Origin of the sequence: Microbacterium sp. YJN-G (assembly GCF_015040615.1) — a bacterium.
Lineage (GTDB): Bacteria > Actinomycetota > Actinomycetes > Actinomycetales > Microbacteriaceae > Microbacterium.
This window is the reverse complement of the sequence record NZ_CP060402.1, coordinates 1,446,831-1,471,844: the sequence shown is the minus strand read 5'-3', so window position 1 is coordinate 1,471,844 and position 25,014 is coordinate 1,446,831. Positions and strand designations below refer to the sequence as shown.

Below are 25,014 nucleotides of genomic sequence, written 5' to 3'. Positions count from 1 at the left end.
GAACCGCATGGCCGATTACGTCCTGTCAATCGATCAGGGAACCACTTCCAGCCGGGCGATCATCTTCGATCGCGCGGGCACCATCGTGGCATCCGGTCAGAAGGAGCACGAGCAGATCCTGCCGCGCGCCGGCTGGGTCGAGCACGACCCGGTGGAGATCTGGCAGAACGTGCAGGAGGTCATCGGGCTGGCGCTGACGCGTGCCCACCTCACGCGGCACGACATCGCCGCGGTGGGGATCGCCAACCAGCGCGAGACGGCCGTGGTGTGGGATCGCCGCACCGGCGAGCCCGTGCACAATGCGATCGTGTGGCAGGACACCCGCACGCAGGAGATCGTCGAGCGTCTCGCCGCCGACGGCGGGATCGACCGGTTCAAGCCGGTCGTGGGGCTCCCGCTGGCGACGTACTTCTCGGGCACCAAGGTGGCGTGGATCCTGGAGCACGTCGAGGGCGCGCGGGCGAAGGCGGATGCCGGTGAGCTGATGTTCGGCACGACCGACACCTGGGTGCTGTGGAACCTCACCGGCGGGGTCGACGGCGGCGTGCACGCCACCGATGTCACCAACGCGTCGCGAACGATGTTCATGGATCTGGAGACGCTGGAATGGCGCGACGACATCCTCGAGGCGTTCGGGGTGCCGCGGTCGATGATGCCGCAGATCCGCTCCTCGTCGGAGGTGTACGGCGCCGCCGAGACGTCGTCGCTGCTGCGTGAGACCCCGATCGCCGGCATCCTCGGCGACCAGCAGGCGGCCACCTTCGGTCAGGCCGCCTTCACGGCCGGTGAGAGCAAGAACACGTACGGCACGGGCTGCTTCCTCATCGTCAACACCGGCGAGGAGATCGTCCATTCGAAGAACGGGCTGCTCACGACCGTCGGCTACAAGCTGGGTGATGCGCCCGCGCACTACGCCCTGGAGGGCTCGATCGCCGTGGCCGGTTCGCTTGTCCAGTGGCTGCGCGACCAGCTCGGGCTGATCTCGTCGGCGCCCGAGGTCGAGCAGCTCGCCGCGCAGGTCGAGGACAACGGCGGGGTGTACATCGTGCCGGCCTTCTCAGGGCTGTTCACGCCGTACTGGCGACCCGACGCGCGCGGCGCGATCGTCGGGCTCACCCGCTTCGCGAACCGCAATCACATCGCCCGCGCCGCGCTCGAAGCGGTCGCGTTCCAGACCCGGGACGTGCTGGATGCCGTGAACGCCGACGCCGGCGTGGAGCTCGCCGAGCTGAAGGTCGACGGCGGGATGGTCGCCAACGACGCCCTCATGCAGTTCCAGGCCGACATCCTCGGCGTGCCGGTCGTGCGCCCCGTGGTGGCGGAGACGACCGCGCTCGGAGCCGCCTACGCGGCGGGCCTGGCTGTCGGGTTCTGGAAGGATCTCGACGAGCTCCGTACCAACTGGCAGGAGGACCGCCGCTGGGAGCCGGCGCTGGACGTCGAGGAGCGCGACCGTCAGCTGCGGCTGTGGCGCAAGGCGGTCACGAAGTCCATGGACTGGGTGGACGACGACGTGCGCTGACGCGCGTCCCTGAGCCTGTCGCTGGGTCCCTGAGCCGGGCCCACGCGCCCGGAGGCTCCGCGCAGCGCGGAGCGATGCGTGGAGGGGGCGTGGGGATCGAAGGGCGGTTCCTGAACCTGCCGAGGGCCGCTCAGCCCTTGCCGAACAGCTTCTGGATCTCTGCGAGATCTGCCTCGCTCGGCGCTCCCTGAGCACCGCCGAGCCCGAAGCCCGAGCCGGTGGCCGCGGTGTTCGCCGACGCCAGGCCGGCGTTCTCGGCCGCGCGCTTGGCGGGGTTGCCCGAGCGCGAGCCGCTCTTGCCCTTGGCGCCCTTCTTGCCCCGCTTGGCGGACGCGCCCGGCTTGCCCATGGGACCCATTCCGGGGATCTGCGGCGTGCCGCCGCGCGCGACGGTCTTCATCATCTTCGCGGCCTGCTCGAAACGCTGCACGAGCTGGTTCACGTCGGTGACCGTCATGCCCGAGCCCTTGGCGATGCGCAGCCGGCGCGAGCCGTTCAGCACCTTCGGATTGCGTCGCTCACCCGGCGTCATCGAGCGGATGATGGCCTCGGTGCGGTCGATCTCACGCTCGTCGAAGTCCTCGAGCTGCTGCTTCATCTGGCCCATGCCCGGCAGCATGCCGAGCATCTTCTTCATCGAGCCCATCTTCTTCATCTGCTGAAGCTGCTCGAGGAAGTCCTCGAGCGTGAAGGCCTCGTTGGCGAGCTTCTCGGCGACCTTGCGGGCCTCCTCCTCGTCGAAGGCCTGCTGCGCCTGCTCGATGAGGGTGAGGATGTCACCGAGGTCGAGGATGCGGCTCGCCATGCGATCGGGATGGAACGGCTCGAGGTCTTCGAGGTTCTCGCCGGTGGAGGCGAAGATGATCGGGCGTCCGGTGACGGATGCGACCGACAGGGCCGCGCCGCCTCGGGCGTCGCCGTCGAGCTTCGACAGCACCACGCCGGTGAAGTCGACGCCCTCCTGGAAGGCCTTGGCCGTGTTCACGGCATCCTGACCGATCATCGCGTCGATGACGAACAGCACCTCGTCGGGGTTCGTCGCCTTGCGGATGTCGGCTGCCTGCTTCATCAGCTCGGCGTCGACGCCGAGTCGTCCGGCGGTGTCGATGATGACGACGTCGTGCTGCTGGCGGCGGGCGTGCTCGACACCGGCCTTCGACACCTGCACGGGGTCGCCGACGCCGTTGCCCGGCTCGGGTGCGAAGATCGCCGCGCCCGCACGCTCGGCCACGACCTGCAGCTGCGTGACGGCGTTCGGACGCTGCAGGTCGGCGGCGACCAGCAGCGGCGTGTGACCCTCGCCCTCGAGCTGGCGGGCCAGCTTGCCGGCGAACGTGGTCTTGCCCGAGCCCTGGAGACCGGCGAGCATGATCACGGTCGGCGGGGTCTTCGCGAACTCGAGCCGGCGCTGCTCACCGCCGAGGATGCCCACGAGCTCCTCGTTCACGATCTGCACCACCTGCTGAGCGGGGTTCAGCGCCTTGCTCACCTCGTCGCCCAGCGCGCGCTCGCGCACCTTCGCGGTGAAGTCCTTCACGACGGTGAGGGCGACATCGGCGTCGAGCAGAGCCCGACGGATCTCGCGGACGGTGCCGTCGACGTCGGCCGGGCTCAGCTTTCCCTTCGTGCGCAGGTTGCGGAAGGTCTCGGTGAGCCGATCGGAGAGCGTGCCAAAGGTAGCCATGGTGCCTTCGATTCTACGTGAGCGGAGCCTCCAGGCTGAGCGCCGCCCTCAGCTGCCCCACGGAAGATCGTGGATGCTGCGCAGCGCCGCATCGAAGTGCGCCTCCAGTGATGCCTGCCCGGCGCCTTCCTCGGCCCACACGCGGATGGACGACAGCACGGCGGTCGCGAGTGCGGAGCCCAGGATGTCGGCGCGGATCTCATCGATGCCTGCGCTGCGTGCGGCGGCCGAGACGGCTGAGGCGATCCGGGCGTGGCGCAGCCCCCGGTCGCGCAGGAGCTCGTCCTCCAGGCCCATAGCCGAGGCGTTGCGCAGCGCGAGCGCGAGCGGGTCGGGGGCGAAGCCGTGCACGATCGGTTCCAGGGCGGCGCGCACCGACGGCCCGTCGGCGTTCCGACCGAGGGCGGCGAGGCGGACCGACGCCGCCGCGATCCGCGCATCCAACCCCGACCAGAGCACGTCGCTCTTGGACGAGAAGTAGTTGAAGAAGCTCGAACGGCTCACACCCGCGCGCTGGGCGATGTCGACGATCGAGGTCTGCTCGTACCCCTGCTCGAGGAACAGCTCGCACGCGGCCTCCGCGAGAGTCTCGCGGGAGGACGCACGCGGCCTGCCTGCTCGAGCCTCGGATGCCATGACGCCCAGCGTAGCCGCGGATGGTGCTCCATTCTGGCCGGATGGGCGTAGGCTGGCTCCCGCACGACGTTTCTGCACTGCATCCAACAACTCTCGGGAGTGTCCATGCTCGACATCCGGACCGCCGGTCTCGCACCGGACTACGTGCCCTATCTGGACGGATGGGAGCTGCAGCGCAGCATCCACCGCGAGATCGTCGCCGGCGACCGTCCCGACACGCTTCTGCTGCTCGAGCACGAGGCGGTCTACACCGCCGGCAAGCGCACCGAACCGCACGAGCGCCCACAGGACGGCACGCCCGTGGTCGACGTCGACCGCGGCGGGAAGATCACCTGGCACGGCCCCGGTCAGCTCGTCGGCTATCCGATCGTGCGTCTGCCCGAGCCCATGGACGTCGTCGCGCACGTGCGGCGGCTGGAACGCCTGCTGATCGACATCCTCAAGCCCCTCGGCGTCGACGGCTACCAGGTCGACGGACGCAGCGGCGTGTGGGTGCGCCGTCCGCTGTCGGAGGACAAGGTCGCCGCGATCGGCGTTCGCGTGCAGCAGGGTGTGACCATGCACGGCTTCGCCCTCAACTGCGACAACACCCTCGCCGGGTTCCGCGGCATCATCCCGTGCGGGATCACGGATGCCGGTGTGACCACGATCAGCGAGATCGTCGGGGCCGACGTCTCGCCCGCTGACATCGTCCAGTCGGTGTCGGATGCCTTCGCCGCCGAGTACGCCGGGCAGGAGGTTGCCGCGTGAGCGCCGCCGCACCGGAGGGTCGCAAGCTGCTGCGCCTCGAGATCCGCAACGCATCCACGCCGATCGAGCGCAAGCCGGAGTGGATCCGCACGAAGGCGAAGATGGGCCCGGAGTATCAGGCACTGCACTCGCTCGTGAAGGATGAGGGCCTGCACACGGTGTGCCAGGAGGCCGGGTGCCCCAACATCTACGAGTGCTGGGAGGACCGCGAGGCGACGTTCCTCATCGGCGGCTCGCAGTGCACCCGCCGCTGCGACTTCTGCCAGATCGACACGGGCAAGCCCGCCGACTACGACACCGACGAGCCCCGCCGTGTCGCCGAGAGCGTCACCCGGATGGGTCTGCGCTACGCGACCGTGACCAGCGTCGCCCGCGACGATCTGCCCGACACCGGAGCCTGGCTGAACGCCGAGACCGTGCGGCAGATCCACGCGCAGAACCCCAACACGGGCGTCGAGCTGCTCGCCAACGACCACAGCGGCAACCCCGAGTACCTGGGTCAGATCTTCGACGCGCGCCCCGAGGTGTTCGCACACAACGTCGAGACCGTGCCGCGCATCTTCCGCCGCATCCGCCCGGCGTTCACCTACGAGCGCTCGCTGGGTGTTCTCACCCAGGCGCACGAGTCGGGACTCATCACGAAGTCGAACCTGATCCTCGGGATGGGTGAGGAGCCTGAGGAGGTCGTCCAGGCGCTGCAGGATCTGCGCGACGCGGGCTGCGACATCATCACCATCACCCAGTACCTGCGCCCGACGCCACGGCACCTGCCGGTCGCGCGCTGGGTCAAGCCCGACGAGTTCGTCGAGTTCAAGGGCGAGGCCGAGCGGATCGGCTTCCTGGGCGTGCTCGCCGGGCCGCTGGTGCGCTCGTCGTATCGGGCAGGGCGGCTGTGGGCGCAGTCGATGATCTCGAAGGGACGGGAGATCCCGCCTCACCTCGCCCACATCGCCGAGAGCGCCGACCTGGGGTTCGCCCAGGCGGTGTGATGCTCCGCGGCGGCTGGGTTGCTGAGCCTGTCGAAGCACCCAGCCGCTAGTCCGCGCTCATGACGGAGATGACCGCGCCGTCGGAGTCGAGGTTGACAAGCAGCACGTCGTCGGTCGCATCGGCATCCAGCGCGTACTCCATCACCACGAAGGGGTCGCTGCCGCCGTGCTCGTCGGCGAGGATCGTCATGCTCATCAGGCTGAGCGAGCGGATGATGTCGACTGCCGCATCGCCGCTGACGTCGACCAGCACGTCCTCCAGCTCATCGCCGTAGACCTCCTGCTGCTGCAGGATGTACTCGGTGACCTCGCTGGTGCGATCATCGACCTCGGCGAGCATCGCGCGCCGTACCCGGGCATCCAGCTCCTCGATGCCGGCGATCAGACCGGCGGCCGCATCGAGGGCCGCCTGTGACACGTCCTCCTGGTCCGGGGCGGTCAGATCGACCGTGACGGACTGGTCGCCGAACTCGACCCGTTCGGTCCAGAAGATGGCACCGTCGGGCCCCGAGGAGAGGACTCCGAAGTAGTCGTGTTCGATCGCCATATCGCTATGAAACCAGCCTCTATCCCCGTGCGGTAGTCCTACGCGCCGACAAGCGACTGCACGAACACGTGAGGCGTGAAACCGGTCAGGTCGTCGATGCCCTCGCCCTGTCCCAGCAGCTTCACTGGGATGCCCGTGCGCTCCTGCACGGCGAGGATGAAACCGCCCTTCGCCGAGCCGTCGAGCTTGGTGATGACCAGTCCCGTCACCCCCGCGTGCTGCAGGAACGCCTCGGCCTGCATCACGCCGTTCTGGCCGGTCGTGGCGTCGAGTACGAGCAGCACCTCGCTGATCGGGGCGAGCTTCTCGACCACGCGGCGCACCTTCGACAGCTCGTCCATGAGCCCGCCCTTGGTGTGCAGTCGCCCAGCGGTGTCGATGATCGCGATCTCGGTGCCGTGCTGCTTGGCATACTCCACCGTCTGGAAGGCGACGGATGCCGGATCCTGACCCTCGTGCTGAGGTCGCACGATCGCCGCTCCCCCGCGCTGCGCCCAGGTGGCCAGCTGCTCGACGGCAGCCGCGCGGAACGTGTCGGCGCCGCCGACGACGACGCTGCGCTCGTACCCGCGCAGGAACTTCGTGAACTTGCCGATGGTGGTCGTCTTGCCGACGCCGTTCACCCCGACGACGAGCACGACAGCGGGCCGCTCGGTGAGCTTCAGCGTCGTGTCGAACTTCGCGAAGCGGTCTTCGAGAGTCTCGCGCAGCATCCGCTGCAGATCCCTCGGGTCTGTGGTGCGGTACTTGTCGACCTTCTCGCGCAGCTCATCGAGCAGCTGCTCAGTGATGTCCGGCCCGAAGTCCGCCGTGATCAGCGCGGTCTCGAGGTCTTCCCACGTCGTCTCGTCGATCGTGGGCTTGACGAACATGCCGCGCAGTGCGCGACCGAGGGACCAGGACTTCTCCGCCATGCCTCCAGCCTACGGGGGCGGCGAACGCATCCCGCCACGCCTCGCGCCTACGATGATCGCCGGCACACTCGGCATCCATGTGCCGAACTACTGACGCGGGCGCGGCGGGGCGGCGTGTCGGCACTGCGACACGCCGGTGGGGCACGCGCGAGTCAGTGACCCGGAACGTGAGAGGTCAGGATGCCGCGGCGGCACGGTCGCCGACTCGCTGGCCGACCACCGCCGAGACGCCGTCCTGGCGCATGGACACGCCGTACAGGGCGTCGGCGATCTCCATGGTGCGCTTCTGGTGCGTGATGACCAGCAGCTGCGAGTTCTCGCGCAGCTGCTCGAACACCGTCAGCAGCCGGCCGAGGTTCGCGTCGTCGAGCGCGGCCTCCACCTCGTCGAGGATGTAGAAGGGGCTCGGCCGCGCCTTGAAGATCGCCACCAGCAGTGCCACCGCGGCCAGGGACCGCTCACCGCCCGAGAGCAGCGAGAGCCGTTCGATCTTCTTGCCGACCGGACGCACGGCCACCTCGATGCCCGTGGTGAGCATGTCGTCGGGGTTCGTCAGCGAGATGCTGCCCGATCCGCCCGGGAACAGCAGCGGGAACACCTCCGAGAACGCCTGCCTGGTGTCTTCGAAAGCGGCGGCGAAGATGACCTGCATGCGCTCGTCGAGCTCGGCGATGATCGCGAGCAGGTCCTGCCGGGTCTTGGTCAGGTCGGCGAGCTGCTCGGTGAGGAAGGCGTGCCGCTGCTCGAGCGCCGCGAACTCCTCCAGCGCCAGCGGGTTCACCCGGCCGAGCTGCGCGAGCTTGCGTTCGGCATCCTTGAGCCTACGCTCCTGGATGCGCCGATCGAACGGGATCGCGGCATCCTCGTCCTGCTCCTCGGCACCGGGATCGCGGGGAACCGGCTGATCCGGCCCATATTCCGCGATGAGAATATCTTCGTCGAGAGCCAGTTCCGACGCGACGCGCTCGAGCAGGCTGGCCAGGTGCAGCTTGTTCTCGTGGATCTGCAGCTCGAGCCCGTGCACGCTCTCGGTGAGACCGGCGAGGCGTTCGCGCAGCGAGCCCTCCTGCTTGCGCAGATCGGTGAGCTCCTCGTTGTGCGCCGACCGTTCCGCTTCGGCGGCCGCCAGGGCGACACGTGCCTCGGTGACCGACCGGTCGATCGAGTCGAGCACGCGCGGCACCTCCTCTGCGACAGCGGATGCCGCCTCGCGCTGGCCACGGCGGATGACCGCACGGCGGGCGGCTTCGGCCGCGGCCTCGCGCTCCTGCTCGCGTTGCCGTTCGAGCGTGACGACGCGTGACTGCGCGGCGCGGACGCGCTCGCGGAGGGTCTCGATCTCGAGGCGGGCGCGCACCTCGCCCTCGCGCGCGGCCTCCAGCGCCTCCAGCAGTCCGTCGCGGGCCGAGGCGTCGAGCACCGGGCGCGGCTCGGATTCCGAATCCTCGAGCTCCGCCTTGGCGCGGGTGGCCGCCTGCTCGGCATCCGCCACCGTGGCCTGCGCCTGCGCGAGGCCCGCCTCCAGACGCTCGCACTCGGCAACGGCGGCCTCGTGCTGCACCGTGACGCGGTTGAGCTGTTCGGTGTGCGTGGCCAGCGCGGCGTCGTGCTCGCGCAGCGCCCGCAGGGCGTCCTTCGCGCGACGGCGCGCCTCGTCCACGGCCTCGGCGGCGCCCTCGCGCGCCTCGCGCAGCTCGTCGACCGCGAGCCGGACCTCGGTGAGCCGGTCGGTGGCGGCATCCCGCTCGGCCGCGAGCTCCAGTCGGGACGTCTCACCGGACCCGGCACGCATCGTGTGGGCGGTGATCACCTCACCCGTGCGCGTGACGACCGTGGTGTGCGCGTCGGCGGCGGCATCCAGCGCCCGTCGTGCAGCGCGGGCGGCCGGCAGGTCGTCGGCGACGAGCACCGCGGCGAGGACGCCGCGCACCCCGGCCGGGGCGTCGACGACGTCGGCGGCCGAGATCGTGCCCGGCACGTCGAGGGCCGCGGATGCCGTCGGCGCCGTCGTATCGGCGATGACGAAGTCGACCGTGCCGCGCGCGCCGCCGGCGGCGACGAGGTCGAAGGCGTCGTCGGCCCCGTCGACGAGCACGCCCTCCGTGAGCGGGCCGAGCACGGCCGCCACGGCCGCCTCGTACCCGGCGCGCACCTGCACCGAGTCGCCCACGAGTCCGCGCACGCCAGAGGCCCCGGAGGCGACGATCTCGGCGGCGCCGCCCGACAGCGCCAGCGCGCTGCTGAGCGCGGCGGCCTTCGCCGTCAGCGAGTCGGCTTCGCGCTCGGCCTCATGCAGCCGCTCGCGCAGCGCGTCGCGCTCGGCCTCCACGGTCGTGACCTGCTTCTGCGCCTCCTCGTAGGCGGCGGCGTACTCTGCGGCCGACCCTTCCGGGGCTTCGGCATCGCCGATGGACTCGAGCGCCTCGGCGGCCTCACGCCTGCGCGTGTGGGCCGCCTCGAGCGCGTTCTCCTGCCTGAGCACGGCGCCGCGGACGGCGGCGAGGGCGGATGCCGCGGCATCCGCGTTGCCCCGCAGTGCGGTCAGGCGCATGTCGTACTCCGAGACGAGCGCGCTCTGCTCGGCGATGTCGACGTCGAGGGTGTCGAGTTCGGCGCGGGCGTTGACGACCTCGCGGCTCGCGGTCGCCGCGGCATCCTGCGCGTCGCCGAGCCCCTCGGAGATGCGGGTGATCTCGTCCCTGGCCTCGTCGATGGTGTCCTGCGTGACGGTGATCGCGGTGACGGTGTCGTCGTCCTCACTGCCGAGCAGCGCCAGACGCTGATTGGCAAGCGTGTACAGACTGCGCATCCGCTCCTGCGCCTGCTCCAGCCCGAATGCGACCCGTCGCGCCTCGTCGACCGCCGCGGAGTTCTGCTGCGCCTCCAGACGCTGGATGCCGGTTCGCACGCCGTCGAGCTGATCGGACAGCACCAGCCTCTCGGTGTGACGCTCGTGCTCGGTGCGGGTGTGGTCGGCCAGCGCCGTGCGCAGCGCGACCACATCGTCGGCGAACAGCCTGGCCTTCGCGTCGCGCACCACGGCGGCGATGCCCTGCGCCTCACGCGCGATCTCGGCCTGCCGGCCGAGGGGCTTGAGCTGCCGGCGGATCTCACCCGCCAGATCGCTCAGCCGGGTGAGGTTGGTCTCCATCGCGTCGAGCTTGCGGATGGTCTTCTCTTTGCGACGGCGGTGCTTGAGGATGCCGGCGGCCTCTTCGATGAATCCGCGGCGGTCTTCGGGCGAGGCCTGCAGCACGGTGTCCAGGCGCCCCTGGCCGACGATGACGTGCATCTCGCGGCCCAGGCCCGAGTCGCTGAGCAGCTCCTGCACGTCGAGCAGACGGCAGCTGGAGCCGTTGATCGCGTACTCGCTGGAGCCGTTGCGGAACAGCGTGCGGCTGATCGTCACCTCGGCGTAGTCGATGGGCAGCGCCCCATCGCTGTTGTCGATCGTCAGCTGCACCTCAGCCCGCCCGAGCGGCCCCCGCGTGGACGTGCCGGCGAAGATGACGTCCTCCATCTTGCCGCCGCGCAGGGTCTTGGCGCCCTGCTCCCCCATCACCCAGGCGAGGGCGTCGACGACGTTGGACTTTCCCGACCCGTTGGGACCGACGATGCAGGTGACCCCCGGTTCGAAGACGAACGAGGTGGGCTGGGCGAACGACTTGAAACCCTTGAGCGTCAGGCTCTTCAGATGCATACCGGCACTCCCGGCGTCGGGAGGGCATCAGCGTTCTGGTGGAGCACGCCCATACGCTACCGGAATCCCGCCCGCCGCCTGGGATCACGCGCCGGACGCGGCCGCCGCGACACGCCGGTATCGGGTCGCGACACGCCGGGGAAAACACGAAATGCTTGACGTTCCCTGAGTGACGGTACTAGCGTGACTCACCGATCACACACCTGAGAGGAGGTCACCGATGATGATCACGAAGCTCGACAGCCCGTTCCACCGCGCTGCACACGTACCTGCGAATGCAGGCGTCTCGGTGGCCTTCGCACGCACGGCCTCGTAGACCCGTACCGTTCCTCTCACGACTCGTCAGACGCTCCGCGTCCGGTCGATGATCGTCGCCCCACGCTCCGCGCGGCAGGCCTCCGCCCGTCTCCGGGCTCCTCCCCGGCACGTCCGCTCGTTCTCTGAGCACGTGCCCTCGGTTGCCGTCGGCTTCGCACGCGCACCGCTACGGCATCCGCTCTGTTCCCCTCAGTGAACGAAACACCGAACAGAAAGCGCACACATCGTGAGCACCACTCTGCTGACGGACCGTCAGCACACCACGTCCATCCACCCGCCGGATACCGGGGATCGTCAGATCCTCACCATCCCCGACCCCGAGGCCAGGCAGCACCTGACGCTGTCCGAGCGCCTCAGCCTGCGCTTCGGGCTCTGGCTGCTCGAGCGCAGCGTACGTCGCGCGAATGCCGTGGACCATGCGCTGCGCGACCGCGCGGCGCACCACGACTCGCTGCGGCTGCGCACCGAGCTGATCACCGAGACCCAGGCACACGCCCTGATCGCCTACAACCTGAACACGTGGCTGCGATGAAGACCGAATCCGATATGACGATCACTCTTCCCGCCGGGGCCACCCTGCGTCCGCTCGAGCTGCCGGCTCGGGCGGACGCAGGTCCGACTCCCGGCATCCGTGACTATGCCGAGGTGCGCAACGCGTGCATCCTCGAGTCCACCGGACGCGACGACGACGCGCTCAGTGCCGACGAGCTGCTCGCGATGCTCTACAGCACCCCGGACCGCGTCCGGCGTCAATGGGCCGTCGAGATCGACAGCAGGACGGTGGGATGCTGTGCCCTCGACATCATGCAGGATGACGGCGGCGAGACCGCGATCGTCGTCGTGGCTCTGCTGCGCTCGGCCTGGGGCGGCGGGATCGGCGCGGCGGCGTACGCGCACGTCGAGTCGACGGCTCGTGCCGCCGGAGTGCGCAAGCTGCAGCACTGGTCCGAGCACCACGACGACAACGACGCGCCGCTGCCCGTGCTGGCTTCGCCCACCGGATTCGGCAGCGTGCCCGCCGACCGCGCTGCCCGCTTCCTCATCCGGAACGGCTTCCGCCTCGAGCAGATCGAACGCGCGAGCGCGCTGATCTGGAGCGACGACACCGTCGCCCGGCTGCAGGCGCTGCGCGCCGAGGCCGAGCAGCACGCCATCGGCTACCGGGTCGTGCGGTGGAGCGTTCCGACGCCGCCCGAGCACGTCGAGGGCTATGCGTGGATGAAGTCGCGCATGTCCACCGACGCGCCCGACGCAGGACTCGGCACGCCTGAGGAGGCCTGGGACGCCGCCCGCGTCGAGCGGCAGGACGAAAGGATGATCCGGCGCGGCCGGACGATGATGGTCACCGCCGCGCAGCACGTCGAGACCGGCGAGCTGTGCGCATACAACGAACTCGCCATCCACACCGGCGAACCGACGCGGCCGACTCAGCAGCAGGACACGCTCGTGCTCTCGAGTCACCGCGGGCATCGGCTCGGGATGCTCGTGAAGACCGCGGCGCTGCTCGCGTGGCACGAGGCCCACCCGCTCTCGCCCAGGGTCGTCACCTACAACGCCGAGGAGAACCGGGCGATGCTCTCCATCAACGAAGCCATCGGCTTCACCCCCATCGCCTATGAGGGCGCATGGCGGAAGGACGTGACATGACCGTGACGCACACCGGGCCCGGGCTGACCATCACCGAGATGGTCGTTCCCGCGCACCTGGATGACGCCGATGCCGCCGACTTCCACGCACTGGTGGCTTTGAACAACGCCGTCTGCCTGGCCGACACCGGCCTCGACGACCTGTCGCGCACCGCGGCGGAGATGCTGCCCGAGTGGCAGGATCGCACCGATCACGTGACCCGGACGTTCCTGGCGCACGAGGGCCGGGCACTGGTCGGGGCGGTCACCGTCGGCCACGGCGTCGCGGAGCCCACGAGTGCCGAGGTCGATCTGATGGTGCTGCCCGAACACTGGGGGCGCGGGGTCGAGCAGGCGCTGCTGGATCGCGCCGAGGCGGAGGTGCGCGCCCTCGGGCGGCGGGTGATGCAGGCGTGGACCCTGCACCGCGCCGCCGCGGGGACGGCGCCGCTCGTGCCGAAGACCGGATGGGGTGCGATCTCATCCACGCCGCATGCGCGACTGCTCGCGGAGAACGGCTTCGCGCTCGAGCAGGTGGAGCGCAACAGCGCCTTCGACCTGCAGGCCGACCCTGCTCCGGTGGAGCGGATGCTCGCCGAGGCGCTGGCCGTCGCCGGCGACGACTACCGCGTCGTCTCGTGGACCGTGCCGACCCCTCCCGAGCTGCGGGCGGGCTACGCCTGGGCGCTCTCGCGGATGTCGACCGACGTGCCCAGCGGTGACCTCGAGATCGATGAGGAGACGTGGGATGCCGAGCGCATCGCGCGTCGCGATGCACGCTTCGTCGATGGCGGCCAGACTGTGTCGGTCGCCGCTGTCGAGCACGTGCCGACCGGCACGATCGCGGCATTCAACGAGCTGGTGACGGGCTCCGCCCCCGGCGAGGTGACCCATCAGTACTGCACGCTGGTGCTGAAGGAGCACCGCGGACACCGGCTGGGCATCGTCGTGAAGTGTGCGAACATCCTGCGCTGGCGCGGCATCGCGCCGCAGTCGCCGAGGATCACCACGTTCAACGCGGAGGAGAACCGGCCGATGCTCGACATCAACGAAGCCCTCGGCTTCGCGCCGGCGTCCTACGCCGGTGCCTGGCAGAAGCGGCTCGCGTGACCGGCCACGACGCGGGGCGAGGCGGGGCGGGAGCGGACGAGGCGATGGTCCTCCGCACGCCCCGCCTCGACCTGCGCGAACTGACCGAGGACGATCTGCCGGCGCTGCGCAGCATCCTGCAGGATGACGAGACGATGACCGCCTACGAGGGCGCGTTCGATGAGCAGATGGTGCAGGACTGGCTGGCGCGGATGCGGCGTCGCTATCGCGACGACGGTTTCGGGCTGTGGGCGGTGATCCTCCAGGCGACGGGCGAGATGATCGGGCAGTGCGGGCTCACCCGCCAGCACATCCTCGACGACGACGTGATCGAGGTGGGGTATCTGTTCAACCGCGACCACTGGCATCACGGTTACGCGTCCGAGTCGGCCGCGGCCTGCCGGGATCACGCCTTCGCGTCCCTGGGCGCAGAACGCGTCTATGCGCAGGTGCGCGACACGAACATCTCGTCGATGAACGTCGCGATCCGTCTGGGGATGACGGTGCGCGGGCGCTTCGTGAAGCACTACCGCGGAGTCAGGATGCCGCACCTGGCGTTCGCCGTCGACCGACCGATTGCAGTCTCGGTCAGTGACCGTCGACGATCGACATGAAGCCGGCGAAGGCGAACAGCCCCGGCACGGCGTACAGGAAGGCGAGCGTGGCATACCAGCCGATGGCTCCGAGGATGGAGGGCAGACCGACGCGACGGTCGCGCAGTCTCAGGCGTCTGCCGGCCGCGTCGATCCTCCGCCTCGGCTCGACCCACGTTGCCGTGGGGTCAGCCATCGTGGCGCGGAACGCACTGAGCGCGACGGGGTCACCCTGCCCCGCGACGCGGTCGTCACGGTAGCGGGCCGCCGCCCGCGCCAGCGCCGGCACCGCGCCGCTGACGAGCCCGCCGAACGCCTCCCAGGTCTCCGCGCGGCTGAAGTCGGCCGCCCCGGGAGCGAAGAACACCACGGTGTCGTCGATCATCTCCACGTTGAACGGCCCCGCATGGTCGACGAGCGCCGCCATGACGTCGGGCGCGAGCAGATACAGAGCATCGGTGCCGTAGTCCTCGGGGGCGAAGACGCGGAAGTGCCGGTCGAAGTCGCCTTCCAGCGAGATCCGCTGAGCCTGATCGAGGCGCACAGGCAGCTGCTTCGAGATACCGCCCGCCTTCGCGGAGCCCAGGATCAGGTGCGGGACGGGAACGGACAGCCGCAGCGTCAGATACCGCCAGTCATCGCTTCCGGCGCGCCTGGTCCTGAGGTTGCCGAACTCGACGCCAGCAGCCACGAACCGCGGATGGAAGTACGTCGCCGAGGCACCCGTGGTGATCAGGGACCGGAATCGCGCACCGCGGGTGTGCTCCGGCTCGAAGCCGTTGGCGAGAGCGGTCAGGGTCTGACGCCAGCTCGCCATCTGCGAGCGCCGTGAAGGCGGCCGGTTCGACCACCGCCACAGCAGAACCGCGACACCGCACCAGATCAGGAAGATGACCGTCACGATCACGATGTCGCGCACATCGACGGCGGTGACACGGTTGTCCTGCAGCGTGTCGATCCGCACACCGAGCGTGAACCAGACGATGCACAGGTACCACAGCATCAGGCAGTGATTCACGTGCACGATGAGCCGGCGCACGGTCGGCATCCAGTGCGGACGTGCGTCCCGGCGCGCACGGTCCATCGCCGCCGCCACGTCGGGCGCAGGCGCGCTCAGCCAACGAAGATCCATGTCCCTGCGCTCCATCTGGTCAGCGCCGCCGCTGGCAGCGCGGGCAGAAGTGGCTCGATCGGTTCATGAACGCCGCCCGGCGGATCGGTCCGCCGCACCGCGGGCACGGCTGCCCGTGCTGTCCGTATGCGTTCAGGGAGTGCGCGAAATAACCCGCCTGACCGTTGACGTTGACGTACTGCGCGTCGAAGCTCGTGCCACCCTCGGCCAGTGCCTTCTCGAGCACGAGGCGCACCTCGCCCATCAGACGACGCACGGCCTGCGCCGGGAGCGCACGGCCTTCGGTCTCGGGGTGGATGCGTGCCGCCCACAGCGACTCGTCGGCGTAGATGTTGCCGATGCCGCTGACGAGGGTCTGGTCGAGCAGGATGCGCTTGATCGCGCTCGCCCGGCGAAGAACGGACGCCGCGAACCCTGACTCGTCGAACGCCGGATCGAGGGCGTCGCGTCCGATGTGCGCGACCTGCGAGGGCACCCGCGCGAGATCCGTGCCGTAGCCTCCCGGTGCGGTATCCGGGGTGTCGAGAAGCGCGTCGACGGCGAGGGAGCCGAAGGTGCGCTGGTCGGAGAACACCACGGCCAGCCGGCCGTGCTGCTGATGCTCGATGTGCAGCCGGACGCGCTCGTGCCGCTCGGGGCCGGCATCCGGTGCCCGCAGCAGCAGCTGCCCGCTCATCCCGAGGTGCGCGACCAGCGCGTCGGCGTCGCCCTCCAGCGGCAGCCACAGGAACTTGCCGCGGCGAGCGGCCCCCGTGACGAGCCGCCCCTCGAGTCGGGCGGCGAAGTCGTCCGCTCCGGACGGATGCCGGGTCAGCGCACGCTCATCGAGCACGTCGACGGCAGCGACGCGGGCGCCGATGACGGCGGGCGCGAGGCCGGATCGGACGACCTCGACCTCGGGAAGCTCAGGCACCTGCCGACTCGGCCCTCTCGCTGAGCTCGCGCCAGGCGGTGAGCGCGGCCGCCATCTCGGCGGTCTTCTTGCTGGTGCCGCTGCCAGTCGATCTCAGATCGCCGACGCTCACCGTCGCGGTGAAGACGCGGTCGTGGTCGGGGCCTGCAGACTCGATCGCATACAGCGGCGGCGTGGCGCCCAGCCGTGCCGCGAGCTCCTGCAGGCTCGTCTTCGGATCCATCGCGGCGCCGTAGCGCTCGGGGTCGGCGAGCAGCGGCTCGGTCAACCGCAGCACGAGGCTCTCGGCGGCATCCGGCCCCGCCGATAGGAACACGGCGCCGAAGACGGCCTCCATGGTGTCGGCGAGGATCGAGTCCTTGTCGCGTCCGCCGGTCTGCTCCTCGCCCCGGCCCAGGCGCAGGTGTGCGCCCAGCCCGATGCCGCGGGCGACCTCGGCCAGCGCGACGGTCGACACGACGCTGGCACGCCGCTTCGCCAGGGCGCCCTCGTCGAGATCAGGATGCGTGGTGAACAGCATCACCGTCACGGCAAGACCGAGCACGGAGTCGCCGAGGAACTCCAGACGTTCGTTGTGCGGGATGCCACCGTGCTCGTAGGCGTACGAGCGGTGCGTCAGAGCGCGATCGAGAAGCTCGGCGTCGATCTCGACGCCGAGCTTCTCGGTGAGAGTCTCTGCTCCCGCGGATCTCTCCGCCACGTTCGTCGGATCAGACGTCGGCGACCTTGCGGCCCTTGTACTCCAGGAACAGCTCGGTGCCCTGCGAGTCGGTGACGACCTTCGCCTGGTGCGGACGGCTGTAGACGACCTTGCCGTTCTCGATGGTCTTCACCAGAGCGGGCGCGTCAGCCTTCCACTGCGCACGACGGCTGCGCGTGTTGGAACGGGAGACCTTGCGCTTCGGGGGGTTACCGGCCATTACTAGCTCTCTTCTTTCTCGGCGCCGCGGCTCTCTGCCTCGGCGTCCTGGTCTGTGATCTGTCGGAGCGCACTCCATCGAGGATCGATGGGAGGGGTGCTCTCTGCGTCGGTGCTCGCGGTCAGCTTCTCACCTGTGTTCGGGTCGAGACCCAGGCAATCCGGCTGACACACCGGCTGAAATGGAAGCGACAATACGACCGCATCCCTGACCAGAGTTTCAAGATCCACGTGGTCGTCTTGAACCTCGAAGTCAGTTTCCTCCTCACCAGGATACGCGAAAAGCTCCTGGAACTCGACTTCGACAGGCGCAGTGATGTCGGTGAGGCAGCGTCCGCACACCCCGGTGTAATCCGAATCGGCCGTGCCGGACACGAGAATGCCCTCGTGCACCGACTCCAGGCGCACGTCGAGGTCGACGGTCTCGCCGGCTTCGACCGAGACGATGCCCTCACCCCACTTGTCGTCGAGCGTGACCGAGAACTGATGCTCGCGCATCTCCCCGGGCTTGCGGACGATATCGCGGACGGGCAGGAAGAAAGGGCCGTTGACTCGGGACTTCACCCCGCCATGCTACCCGTCATCCACTGGGGAAGGGCCGGTCGGAGCCGCCCCGGGAGAGTCGCGGTCAGAGGCCGCGTGCGCCGGTGTCGAGGAAGGATGCCACCGCCGGCGGCACGAACGGCGACACGTCGCCGCCGAGCGATGCGACCTGACGCACCAGCGAACTCGACACGAGCGCGTGCGCCGGATCGGGCAGCAGGAAGACCGTCTCGATGTCGGCGAGGTGGCGGTTCACGATCGCCATCGGAGACTCGTACGCCACATCGACCTGGGATCGGATGCCCTTGACGAGCACCCCCGCGTCGACGTCACGGGCGTAGTCGACGAGCAGGCCCATGCTCCACGAGCCGATGATGATGTGGCCGGACAGCTCGGCCTCGGCGATCGACTGCTCGAGCAGCGTCAGCCGCTGCGCGATGGGAAGCATGGCCTCCTTGCCCGGGTTGTGCACGACGAGCACGTGCAGTTCGTCGTACAGCGCCGCCGCGCGGCGGATCACGTCGAGGTGACCGAGCGTGGGCGGGTCGAAGGAACCTGGGACGACGGCGATCCGGTTATTCACAACGACTCTCCCTCGATCGCTCCGTACAACGTATGCCCTCAGCCTATTGCAGGCCGGGATCAGTTCTTGCCGAGCGCGGCCCGGTCGGCCTCGCTGACCCGCTGCTCGATCGTCGCGCGCAGCGCGGGGTGGCGTTCCAGGGTGGGGTCCTCGGCGAAGATGGCGGCCGCCAGCTCCCGCGCGCGGGTGATGAGCCCAGCGTCCTTCACGACGCGCAGCAGCCGCAGCGAGGAGCGCGAGCCGGACTGCGACGCGCCCAGCACATCGCCCTCGCCGCGCAGCTCGAGATCCACCTCGGCCAGTTCGAAGCCGTCCAGCGTCGCGGCGACCGCATCCACCCGCTCGCGCGCGATCGATCCGGCCTCGGCCTCGGTGACCAGCAGGCACAGCCCCGCGTGCTCGCCGCGGCCGACGCGTCCGCGCAGCTGATGCAGCTGGGACACGCCGAAGCGATCGGCCTCCATGATGATCATCGTCGACGCGTTCGGCACGTCGACCCCGACCTCGATGACCGTCGTGGCGATGAGCAGGTCGATCTCCCCGCGGGCGAACGCCCGCATCACGGCATCCTTCTCATCGGCCGGCATCCGGCCGTGCAGCACCGCCCGCCGCACCGCGGAGAGCTGCGGATGGGTCGCGAGGATCTCGGCGAGCTGCACCACGCCCCAGCGCGGACCCTTGCCCTCGGCATCCGGCGGCGGGGCATCGCCCGCCTCGACCTGATCCTTGGTCGTGTCGATCGCTGCGCATACGGCGAACACCTGGCGCCCTGCGGCGATCTCCTCGGCGGCGCGCCCCCAGACGCGCTGGAACCAGGACGGATGCTCGGCGAGCGGCGCTGTGAAGGTCTGGATACCTGCACGCCCGGCCGGCATGGAGCGGATGACCGAGGTGTCGAGGTCGCCGAAGACCGTCATCGCGACGGTGCGCGGGATGGGCGTCGCCGTCAGTACGAGTGCGTGCGGGGCGGTGCCCTTGGCGCGCAGCGCCTCGCGCTGCTCGACGCCGAATCGGTGCTGCTCGTCGACGACGACGAGGGCGAGGTCGGCGAAGGTCGTGCGGTCCGAGAGCAGGGCGTGCGTGCCGATCACGATGAGCGCCTGTCCCGAGGCGACGCGCAGCGCGGCCTTGCGCCGTTCGGGGGCGGACATCTGCCCCGTGAGCAGCGTCGGCATCAGCTGCGGTGCGAGGTCGGGGCCGAGCATGCGGGTGATCGAGCGCAGGTGCTGCCCGGCGAGCACCTCGGTGGGAGCGATCAGCGCCGCCTGTCCCCCGCTCTCGGCGACCTGCAGCATCGCGCGCAGCGCCACGAGCGTCTTGCCCGATCCCACCTCGCCCTGCACGAGGCGGTTCATCGGACGGTCGGCGGCGAGATCCGCGGCGATCTCGTCACCGACGCTGTGCTGGTCTGCGGTCAGCTCGAAGGGCAGTACGGCGTCGAAGCGCTCGAGCAGCCCGCCCGGCTTCGCCTCGCGAGGCGTCGCGGTGAGCGCGCGCACCTGCTCGCGCTGCTGCAGCAGCGCGGCCTGCAGGCTGAGCGCCTCGTGCACGCGCAGCGTGCGCACCGCGGGGTCGATGTCGTTGCGTTCGCGTGGGCGGTGGATGAGCTGCAGCGCCTCGCGTGCCGTGAGCAGTCCCTCGGAGGCCCGCAGGGATTCCGGGAGCGGTTCGGGGACGTCGCCGAGTTCCCTGAGCACGGTGGCGACCAGGTCGGCGATCTGCCAGCTCTGGATCGTCGAGGTCGCCGGATAGATCGGGATCGGCACGTTCTTGCGTGCGTCAGCCTTGCGCTGAGCGGCGTCGATGTCGTCGAAGAGCTCGTACTGCGGGTGCGCGAACTGCACCGTCTCCCTGAACATGCCGACCTTGCCGGAGAAGATGCCGCGCCGGCCGATCGCCAGCTCCTTCTGGCGCCACTCCGCCTGCCCGGGGTTCTTCGCGAAGAAGGTCAGTGACATGCGGCCGATGCCGTCGCCGATCACGACCTCGAGCATCGCGCCGGGCCGGTTGCGCATGCGGCGCACGTGCGACGACAGCACCTCGGCGACGATGGTCACCGTCTCGCCGATCGGCAGCTCGCGGATGGGGGTCAGCTCACCCGGATCGGCATAGCGGCGAGGGTAGTGGGCGAGCAGGTCGCCCACGATCGTCATCTCGAAGGCGCGCTCGAGGGTGCGCGCGCTGGTCGCGCCCAGCGCCACGGCCAGCGGCGTGGCGAGCTCGAAGGACATGCCTCGAGTCTATGGATCGGCGCCGACACCCGTGCGACGGCGCACGCCTGCTCGTGTCGTATCGTGAACGGGTGACGAGGATCATCGCCGGCGCAGCACGCGGCATCCGGCTCGAGGTGCCGGGTGCCGGCACCCGCCCGACCAGCGACCGGGTGCGGGAGTCGGTCTTCGGGGCGCTGGAGTCGATGGATGCGATCGACGGGGCGCGCGTGCTGGACCTGTACGCGGGCAGCGGCGCGCTGGGGCTGGAGGCGTGGAGCCGCGGTGCGGCATCCGTCGATCTCGTGGAGCGTTCGCGTCCCGCTGCGACGATCGTGGGGCGCAACGCCGCCGCCGTCGCGAAGGCGCACGGCGGGACGAATGCGACCCGCGTGCACCAGAGCGCGGTGCAGGCGTTCCTCGGACGCGCCACGGGCCCGTACGATCTCGTCTTCACCGACCCGCCGTACGACCTCGACGACGCCGCGATGACCGCCGATCTCGTCGCCCTCGCGCCGCTGCTCTCCGCCGAGGCGGTGGTCGTGATCGAGCGCGGCCGCCGCTCGACACCGCCGGAGCTGGCCGCTGCGGGCCTGGCACTGCTGCGGGATAAGGCCTACGGCGACACCACGGTGTGGTGGGCGGAGCCTCGCCCGCTGAGGCCGGCCGGATCGGCCGGCCGTCAGCCCGCCGATCCGTCCCAGTCGCGATAGGGATCCCAGCCGGCGTGACCGACGGGTGCGCCGTCGAGCAGCAGGCCTTCGGCGCCGCGGGAGACCACGACGCCGATCCGGTGGAAGCCCTCCGGCAGAGCAGTCCCTGCCGGGAACGCCGCCAGCAGGCCGTGGTCCTCTCCCCCGCCCAGTGCGCGCATCCGGTCGCCGCCGAACGCCCGCTCATCCAGAGCGGCGCCGGCGAGATCGATCGTGACGGCCGAGGCATCCGCCATCCTGGCCGCGTCCAGGGCCAGGCCGTCGGAGACGTCCATCATCGCCGTCGCGCCGGCATCGGCGGCGACGGTGCCCAGCGCGATCGGCGGATGCGGCCGCAGCTGGCGGTCCAGGGCGTGACGCTGCGCGGAATCGAGCACGGCGTGATCGACGGCGACGGGCGTCTCGCCATCGCGGAAGGCGCCGAACAGCGTCTGCAGGCCGGCGGCGGCCGCACCGAGCTCCCCCGCCAGGGCGAGCACATCCCCAGGGCGTGCGCCGGCGCGGGTGATCGCAGCCCTGCCGCCGGTGTCGCCCAGGGCGGTGACCGCGATCATCAGCAGCTCCGAGACCGTCAGGTCGCCGCCGACGACCGCGCAGCCGGGTGCGAGCGCTTCGCACGCGGCGCGGAACCCGTCGGCCATCGCGGTCACGAACGAGAGCCGGGTATCGCGCGGCACCGCCAGCGCCACGAGAAGCGCCGTCGGCGTGGCACCCATGGCGGCGACGTCCGCGAGGTTGACGGCGGCGGACTTCCAGCCCAGATCGAACCCGGTCGACCAGGCCGTGCGGAAGTCGGGACCGTGCACGAGCGTGTCGGTGGTCGCGACGACGGAGCCGGAGGGTGCGGCGATGATCGCAGCGTCATCGCCAGGGCCGAGCAAGGTGTGCGTCGCGTCAGGCGTGCGCGCGAGGATCGCGCGAAGCACCGTTCCCTCCGAGATGTCGCCGATGCGCGGGTCGTCGTCGGGATCGGATGCCATGCCGACAACGGTAGCCTGGAATCATGCTTCGTCGTCCCGCTCTGCTCGCCGGGGCGCTGGCCCTTCTCGTCCTCACGGGATGCTCGAGCACGGTGGCGCTCAGACCCGCACCGCACGCGAACGATCCCGCCTGCGCGGACGTGACGGTGCGCCTGCCCGACGCCATCGGCGACCAGGACCGCCGGTGGACCGACACCCAGGCGACCGGCGCCTACGGTGACCCCACGAGCGTGATCATCGGATGCGGCGTCGAGGTACCCGGCCCCACCAGCGAGCTGCAGTGCGCCTCGCTCGAGGGCATCGACTGGCTCGTCGACGAGTCGGAGGCGCCGAACATGCGCATGACGACCTACGGGCGCGATCCTGCTGTGCAGGTGTTCGTCGACACCACGGTGATCGGATCGAACGAGGTACTCGCCGACAGCGGGCTGGTCAGCGCACTCCGGACCATCCCGGCTGAGCGGGCGTGCATCGCGCCCGACGAGCTGCCGGAGCAGTAAGTCCGGGCCCTTCGACAGGCTCAGGGACCCCGAACTGATTACGGGCAGAGGGCGGTCTCGATGAGCTCGGTGATGAGGTCCGAGTAGGTCAGGCCCGAGGCGATCCAGCACTTCGGGAACATCGAGAACGGCGTGAACCCGGGCATCGTGTTCAGCTCGTTCACGATCAGCTCGCCGTCGGCAGTGACGAAGAAGTCCACCCGCGCGAGCCCGCGCCCGTCGACCGCCTCGAACGCCCGCACAGCGGCATCCTGCAGCCGGGCGATGAGGTCGTCGTCGACGTCGGCGGGGCAGACGATCTCGACGCCTTCACCGCCGAGGTACTTGCCCTCGAAGTCGTAGAAGCTGCGCGAGGTCAGCACGACCTCGCCGGGCAGCGATGCGCGGGCGCGACCGCCGTCGCGGCCGGCGAGCACGCCGACCTCGATCTCGCGACCCGCGATCCGCGTCTCGACGAGCACCTTGTCATCCTCGGCGAAGGCGATCCGGAACGCCTCATCGAGACGCTCGCCGTCCTCGACCCGTGACACGCCGACGCTCGAACCCGCGGTGGCCGGCTTGACGAAGACGACCGGGCCCAGCTCGCGCACCTCGGCGCGGATGTTCTCGGGGTCCGCCTCCCACGCATGACGGCGCACCGTGATGCCCGGCGCCACGGCGATGCCGGCAGCCGACAGGGCGAGCTTGGTGAAGTGCTTGTCGAGGCACACGGCCGAGTCGAGGATCCCGCCGCCCGCGTACGGAACTTCGAGCACGTCGAAGAAGCCCTGGATGGCGCCGTCCTCGCCGTGCAGTCCGTGCAGCAGCGGCAGCACCACATCGACCTCGCCGAGGTCGGTGGTGGAGCCGTCGGGGGCGGCGACGCGCAGCATCCGATCGCCGTCCGGTTCCGGCCAGCGCACTCGGGTGCCGTTGTCGACCACCTCGGGCATCTTCGCCGCATCGAGCGCGAAGCGCGCGGGCTCGTCCTGCTCCAGCACGAACGCCCCGTCGCGGGTGATCCCGACCGGGATCACCGCGTACCGTTCGCGGTCAATCGCCGCCAGCACTCCGCCCGCCGTTGCGGAACTGATCGAATGCTCGCTGGAACGCCCGCCGAAGAGCACCACCACCGTCTGCTTGTCCATGATTGGTCCTCTCCTCCTGGGGAGTGTCGTCGTCGGTGGTCAGGTGGGGTGCGATGTCGCGAGGATCCATGCGTCCGTCGAGCACCATCTTGACCTGCTCGACGATCGGCATGTGCACCTCGGATTCGTGTGCCAGCTGCAGGATCGGCGCGACGGAGGCGAGCCCCTCGGCGGTCTGGTGCATCTGCTTCACGACATCCTGGAAGCTGTAGCCCTGGCCGAGCAGCCGGCCGGCGGTGTTGTTGCGGCTGAGCGGCGACTGGCAGGTGGCGATCAGGTCGCCGAGACCCGCCAGGCCCTGCAGCGTCTCGTGCCGTGCACCGTTGGCGACCGCGAAGTCGGTCATCTCGACCAGACCGCGGGTGATGATCGACGCCTTCGTGTTCTCGCCGTAGCCGACGCCGTCGACGATGCCGATCGCCACCGCGATGAGGTTCTTGAGCACACCGCCGAACTCGGTGCCGATCACGTCGGTGTTCACGAATGAGCGGAAGTACCGGTTGCGCGCCGTGCGGGCCACGGCGTCCGCCGTCTCCTGGCTCAGCGAGGCGATCACGGCGGCCGTCGGCTGCTCGCGCGCGATCTCCAGCGCCAGGTTCGGCCCCGAGGCGACGGCGATCCGCATCGGATCGCAGCGCAGCTCCTGCTCGATGACCTGGCTCATGCGCAGGCCCGTCGAGCGCTCGACGCCCTTCATGAGGCTGATGATCGGCACGTCGGTCTGAGCCAGCAGCGGACGCAGCGCGTGCAGGTTCTCGCGCAACGACTGGCTCGGCACCGACAGGTAGATCTGCTCGGCGCCGTCGAGCGCGCGGGCGATCTCATGGGTGGCGTTCATCGTGCGCGGCAGGTTGATGCCGGGCAGATACCGGGAGTTGCGCTTCGCCTCGGCGATCTCCTGCGCGAGCTCGGGACGCCGCGCCCACATCGTCACCTGAGCACCGCCGTCGGCGAGGATCTTGCCGAAGGTCGTCCCCCAGCTGCCCGCGCCGATCACCGCTGCGCGGGTTCCGGTGGGCGCCGGCAT

The 25,014-nt window shown here is 70.0% G+C and carries 24 protein-coding genes; 9 read left to right on the top strand and 15 right to left on the bottom strand.

Annotation, left to right across the window (positions count from 1 at the left end):
• Nucleotides 1-7: 7 nt before the first annotated feature.
• The gene (gene glpK / locus H7694_RS06890; protein ID WP_193598778.1) at nt 8-1,522 is read left to right on the top strand and encodes a glycerol kinase GlpK; all 1,515 of its coding nucleotides are present in this window, start codon (nt 8-10) and stop codon (nt 1,520-1,522) included.
• A 130-nt stretch (nt 1,523-1,652) separates the two neighbouring features.
• Here glpK and ffh read toward each other — a convergent pair whose 3' ends face one another.
• Both ffh and H7694_RS06880 read right to left on the bottom strand, forming a co-directional pair.
• The gene (gene ffh, locus H7694_RS06885; RefSeq protein ID WP_193598777.1) at nt 1,653-3,206 is read right to left on the bottom strand and encodes a signal recognition particle protein; all 1,554 of its coding nucleotides are present in this window, start codon (nt 3,204-3,206) and stop codon (nt 1,653-1,655) included.
• Nucleotides 3,207-3,254: 48 nt separating this feature from the next.
• Nucleotides 3,255-3,842 carry a TetR/AcrR family transcriptional regulator gene (locus tag H7694_RS06880; RefSeq protein WP_193598776.1) on the bottom strand — a complete coding sequence of 196 codons (588 nt, stop codon included), beginning with the start codon at nt 3,840-3,842 and terminating at the stop codon, nt 3,255-3,257.
• A gap of 105 nt (nt 3,843-3,947) precedes the next feature.
• Between H7694_RS06880 and lipB the strand changes: the two genes are divergently transcribed.
• Both lipB and lipA read left to right on the top strand, forming a co-directional pair.
• The gene (lipB, locus tag H7694_RS06875; protein ID WP_193598775.1) at nt 3,948-4,592 is read left to right on the top strand and encodes a lipoyl(octanoyl) transferase LipB; all 645 of its coding nucleotides are present in this window, start codon (nt 3,948-3,950) and stop codon (nt 4,590-4,592) included.
• Entirely contained in the window at nt 4,589-5,581 is a 993-nt protein-coding gene (gene lipA / locus H7694_RS06870) for a lipoyl synthase (protein ID WP_193598774.1), read from the top strand. Before lipB ends, lipA begins: the two co-directional genes overlap by 4 nt.
• 46 nt (nt 5,582-5,627) lie before the next feature.
• On the opposite strand, the gene H7694_RS06865 is transcribed toward lipA, so the two are convergent.
• The 3 genes from H7694_RS06865 to smc all read right to left on the bottom strand — a co-directional run bounded on the left by H7694_RS06865 (nt 5,628) and on the right by smc (nt 10,742).
• Nucleotides 5,628-6,128, bottom strand: a complete 501-nt coding sequence (locus H7694_RS06865; protein ID WP_193598773.1) for a DUF2004 domain-containing protein — start codon at nt 6,126-6,128, stop codon at nt 5,628-5,630.
• Between the two features lie 38 nt (nt 6,129-6,166).
• The gene (gene ftsY, locus H7694_RS06860) at nt 6,167-7,042 is read right to left on the bottom strand and encodes a signal recognition particle-docking protein FtsY (protein WP_193598772.1); all 876 of its coding nucleotides are present in this window, start codon (nt 7,040-7,042) and stop codon (nt 6,167-6,169) included.
• A gap of 175 nt (nt 7,043-7,217) precedes the next feature.
• Entirely contained in the window at nt 7,218-10,742 is a 3,525-nt protein-coding gene (gene smc, locus H7694_RS06855) for a chromosome segregation protein SMC (protein ID WP_193598771.1), read from the bottom strand.
• Nucleotides 10,743-11,286: 544 nt separating this feature from the next.
• Between smc and H7694_RS06850 the strand changes: the two genes are divergently transcribed.
• Genes H7694_RS06850 through H7694_RS06835 form a run of 4 tightly spaced genes read left to right on the top strand, consistent with a single transcriptional unit; the run spans nt 11,287 to nt 14,388 of the window.
• Nucleotides 11,287-11,592: a hypothetical protein gene (locus tag H7694_RS06850; protein WP_193598770.1), complete on the top strand. Its 306-nt coding sequence runs from the start codon at nt 11,287-11,289 to the stop codon at nt 11,590-11,592.
• Complete coding sequence (locus tag H7694_RS06845; RefSeq protein WP_227468327.1) at nt 11,589-12,707, top strand: GNAT family N-acetyltransferase; 1,119 nt, start codon at nt 11,589-11,591, stop codon at nt 12,705-12,707. Before H7694_RS06850 ends, H7694_RS06845 begins: the two co-directional genes overlap by 4 nt.
• Complete coding sequence (locus H7694_RS06840; RefSeq protein WP_193598769.1) at nt 12,704-13,795, top strand: GNAT family N-acetyltransferase; 1,092 nt, start codon at nt 12,704-12,706, stop codon at nt 13,793-13,795. Before H7694_RS06845 ends, H7694_RS06840 begins: the two co-directional genes overlap by 4 nt.
• Before the next feature lie 44 nt (nt 13,796-13,839).
• Entirely contained in the window at nt 13,840-14,388 is a 549-nt protein-coding gene (locus tag H7694_RS06835; RefSeq protein WP_193599109.1) for a GNAT family N-acetyltransferase, read from the top strand.
• Here the strand turns inward: H7694_RS06835 and H7694_RS06830 are convergent.
• The 7 genes from H7694_RS06830 to H7694_RS06800 all read right to left on the bottom strand — a co-directional run bounded on the left by H7694_RS06830 (nt 14,363) and on the right by H7694_RS06800 (nt 20,688).
• A complete protein-coding gene (locus H7694_RS06830; RefSeq protein WP_193598768.1) occupies nt 14,363-15,499 on the bottom strand; it encodes a hypothetical protein in 1,137 nt (378 codons plus the stop codon). The two genes, H7694_RS06835 and H7694_RS06830, sit on opposite strands and share 26 nt — an antisense overlap.
• Before the next feature lie 19 nt (nt 15,500-15,518).
• Complete coding sequence (mutM, locus tag H7694_RS06825) at nt 15,519-16,412, bottom strand: bifunctional DNA-formamidopyrimidine glycosylase/DNA-(apurinic or apyrimidinic site) lyase (RefSeq protein WP_193598767.1); 894 nt, start codon at nt 16,410-16,412, stop codon at nt 15,519-15,521.
• A complete protein-coding gene (gene rnc, locus H7694_RS06820; protein WP_193598766.1) occupies nt 16,405-17,112 on the bottom strand; it encodes a ribonuclease III in 708 nt (235 codons plus the stop codon). The genes mutM and rnc overlap by 8 nt, the downstream gene beginning before the upstream one ends.
• 10 nt (nt 17,113-17,122) lie before the next feature.
• Nucleotides 17,123-17,332, bottom strand: coding sequence for a 50S ribosomal protein L32 (gene rpmF, locus H7694_RS06815; RefSeq protein WP_193598765.1), 210 nt, complete (start codon nt 17,330-17,332; stop codon nt 17,123-17,125).
• A 2-nt stretch (nt 17,333-17,334) separates the two neighbouring features.
• Nucleotides 17,335-17,829 (bottom strand): YceD family protein, encoded by a 495-nt coding sequence (locus H7694_RS06810; protein WP_193599108.1) that lies wholly within the window; start codon nt 17,827-17,829, stop codon nt 17,335-17,337.
• A 130-nt stretch (nt 17,830-17,959) separates the two neighbouring features.
• On the bottom strand, nt 17,960-18,457 hold the full coding sequence (gene coaD, locus H7694_RS06805; protein ID WP_193598764.1) for a pantetheine-phosphate adenylyltransferase: 498 nt from the start codon (nt 18,455-18,457) through the stop codon (nt 17,960-17,962).
• Nucleotides 18,458-18,516: 59 nt separating this feature from the next.
• The gene (locus H7694_RS06800; protein ID WP_193598763.1) at nt 18,517-20,688 is read right to left on the bottom strand and encodes an ATP-dependent DNA helicase RecG; all 2,172 of its coding nucleotides are present in this window, start codon (nt 20,686-20,688) and stop codon (nt 18,517-18,519) included.
• 71 nt (nt 20,689-20,759) lie between these two features.
• Here H7694_RS06800 and rsmD point away from each other — a divergent pair, with 71 nt between their 5' ends.
• Nucleotides 20,760-21,380 (top strand): 16S rRNA (guanine(966)-N(2))-methyltransferase RsmD, encoded by a 621-nt coding sequence (rsmD, locus tag H7694_RS06795; protein WP_193598762.1) that lies wholly within the window; start codon nt 20,760-20,762, stop codon nt 21,378-21,380.
• On the opposite strand, the gene thiL is transcribed toward rsmD, so the two are convergent.
• Complete coding sequence (thiL, locus tag H7694_RS06790) at nt 21,350-22,360, bottom strand: thiamine-phosphate kinase (RefSeq protein ID WP_193598761.1); 1,011 nt, start codon at nt 22,358-22,360, stop codon at nt 21,350-21,352. The genes rsmD and thiL overlap by 31 nt on opposite strands.
• 23 nt (nt 22,361-22,383) lie before the next feature.
• On the opposite strand from thiL, the gene H7694_RS06785 reads away from it, so the two are divergent.
• A complete protein-coding gene (locus tag H7694_RS06785) occupies nt 22,384-22,860 on the top strand; it encodes a DUF3515 family protein (protein ID WP_193598760.1) in 477 nt (158 codons plus the stop codon).
• A gap of 38 nt (nt 22,861-22,898) precedes the next feature.
• Here H7694_RS06785 and H7694_RS06780 read toward each other — a convergent pair whose 3' ends face one another.
• Entirely contained in the window at nt 22,899-23,987 is a 1,089-nt protein-coding gene (locus H7694_RS06780; protein ID WP_193598759.1) for a D-alanine--D-alanine ligase family protein, read from the bottom strand.
• Entirely contained in the window at nt 23,893-25,014 is a 1,122-nt protein-coding gene (locus H7694_RS06775) for an NAD(P)H-dependent glycerol-3-phosphate dehydrogenase (RefSeq protein WP_193598758.1), read from the bottom strand. The genes H7694_RS06780 and H7694_RS06775 overlap by 95 nt, the downstream gene beginning before the upstream one ends.

Bases quoted from the DNA above. Each gene is read 5' to 3' on its own strand.
- thiL (WP_193598761.1), bottom strand. From the start codon at position 22,360: ATGGCATCCGATCCCGACGACGACCCGCGCATCGGCGACATCTCGGAG.
- glpK (WP_193598778.1), top strand. From the start codon at position 8: ATGGCCGATTACGTCCTGTCAATCGATCAGGGAACCACTTCCAGCCGG.
- H7694_RS06865 (WP_193598773.1), bottom strand. From the start codon at position 6,128: ATGGCGATCGAACACGACTACTTCGGAGTCCTCTCCTCGGGGCCCGAC.
- H7694_RS06840 (WP_193598769.1), top strand. From the start codon at position 12,704: ATGACCGTGACGCACACCGGGCCCGGGCTGACCATCACCGAGATGGTC.
- smc (WP_193598771.1), bottom strand. From the start codon at position 10,742: ATGCATCTGAAGAGCCTGACGCTCAAGGGTTTCAAGTCGTTCGCCCAG.
- H7694_RS06775 (WP_193598758.1), bottom strand. From the start codon at position 25,014: ATGCCGGCGCCCACCGGAACCCGCGCAGCGGTGATCGGCGCGGGCAGC.
- H7694_RS06810 (WP_193599108.1), bottom strand. From the start codon at position 17,829: ATGCGCGAGCATCAGTTCTCGGTCACGCTCGACGACAAGTGGGGTGAG.
- ftsY (WP_193598772.1), bottom strand. From the start codon at position 7,042: ATGGCGGAGAAGTCCTGGTCCCTCGGTCGCGCACTGCGCGGCATGTTC.
- rpmF (WP_193598765.1), bottom strand. From the start codon at position 17,332: ATGGCCGGTAACCCCCCGAAGCGCAAGGTCTCCCGTTCCAACACGCGC.
- H7694_RS06800 (WP_193598763.1), bottom strand. From the start codon at position 20,688: ATGTCCTTCGAGCTCGCCACGCCGCTGGCCGTGGCGCTGGGCGCGACC.
- H7694_RS06785 (WP_193598760.1), top strand. From the start codon at position 22,384: ATGCTTCGTCGTCCCGCTCTGCTCGCCGGGGCGCTGGCCCTTCTCGTC.
- lipB (WP_193598775.1), top strand. From the start codon at position 3,948: ATGCTCGACATCCGGACCGCCGGTCTCGCACCGGACTACGTGCCCTAT.
- H7694_RS06835 (WP_193599109.1), top strand. From the start codon at position 13,840: ATGGTCCTCCGCACGCCCCGCCTCGACCTGCGCGAACTGACCGAGGAC.
- H7694_RS06845 (WP_227468327.1), top strand. From the start codon at position 11,589: ATGAAGACCGAATCCGATATGACGATCACTCTTCCCGCCGGGGCCACC.
- H7694_RS06830 (WP_193598768.1), bottom strand. From the start codon at position 15,499: ATGGATCTTCGTTGGCTGAGCGCGCCTGCGCCCGACGTGGCGGCGGCG.
- H7694_RS06880 (WP_193598776.1), bottom strand. From the start codon at position 3,842: ATGGCATCCGAGGCTCGAGCAGGCAGGCCGCGTGCGTCCTCCCGCGAG.
- ffh (WP_193598777.1), bottom strand. From the start codon at position 3,206: ATGGCTACCTTTGGCACGCTCTCCGATCGGCTCACCGAGACCTTCCGC.
- H7694_RS06780 (WP_193598759.1), bottom strand. From the start codon at position 23,987: ATGGACAAGCAGACGGTGGTGGTGCTCTTCGGCGGGCGTTCCAGCGAG.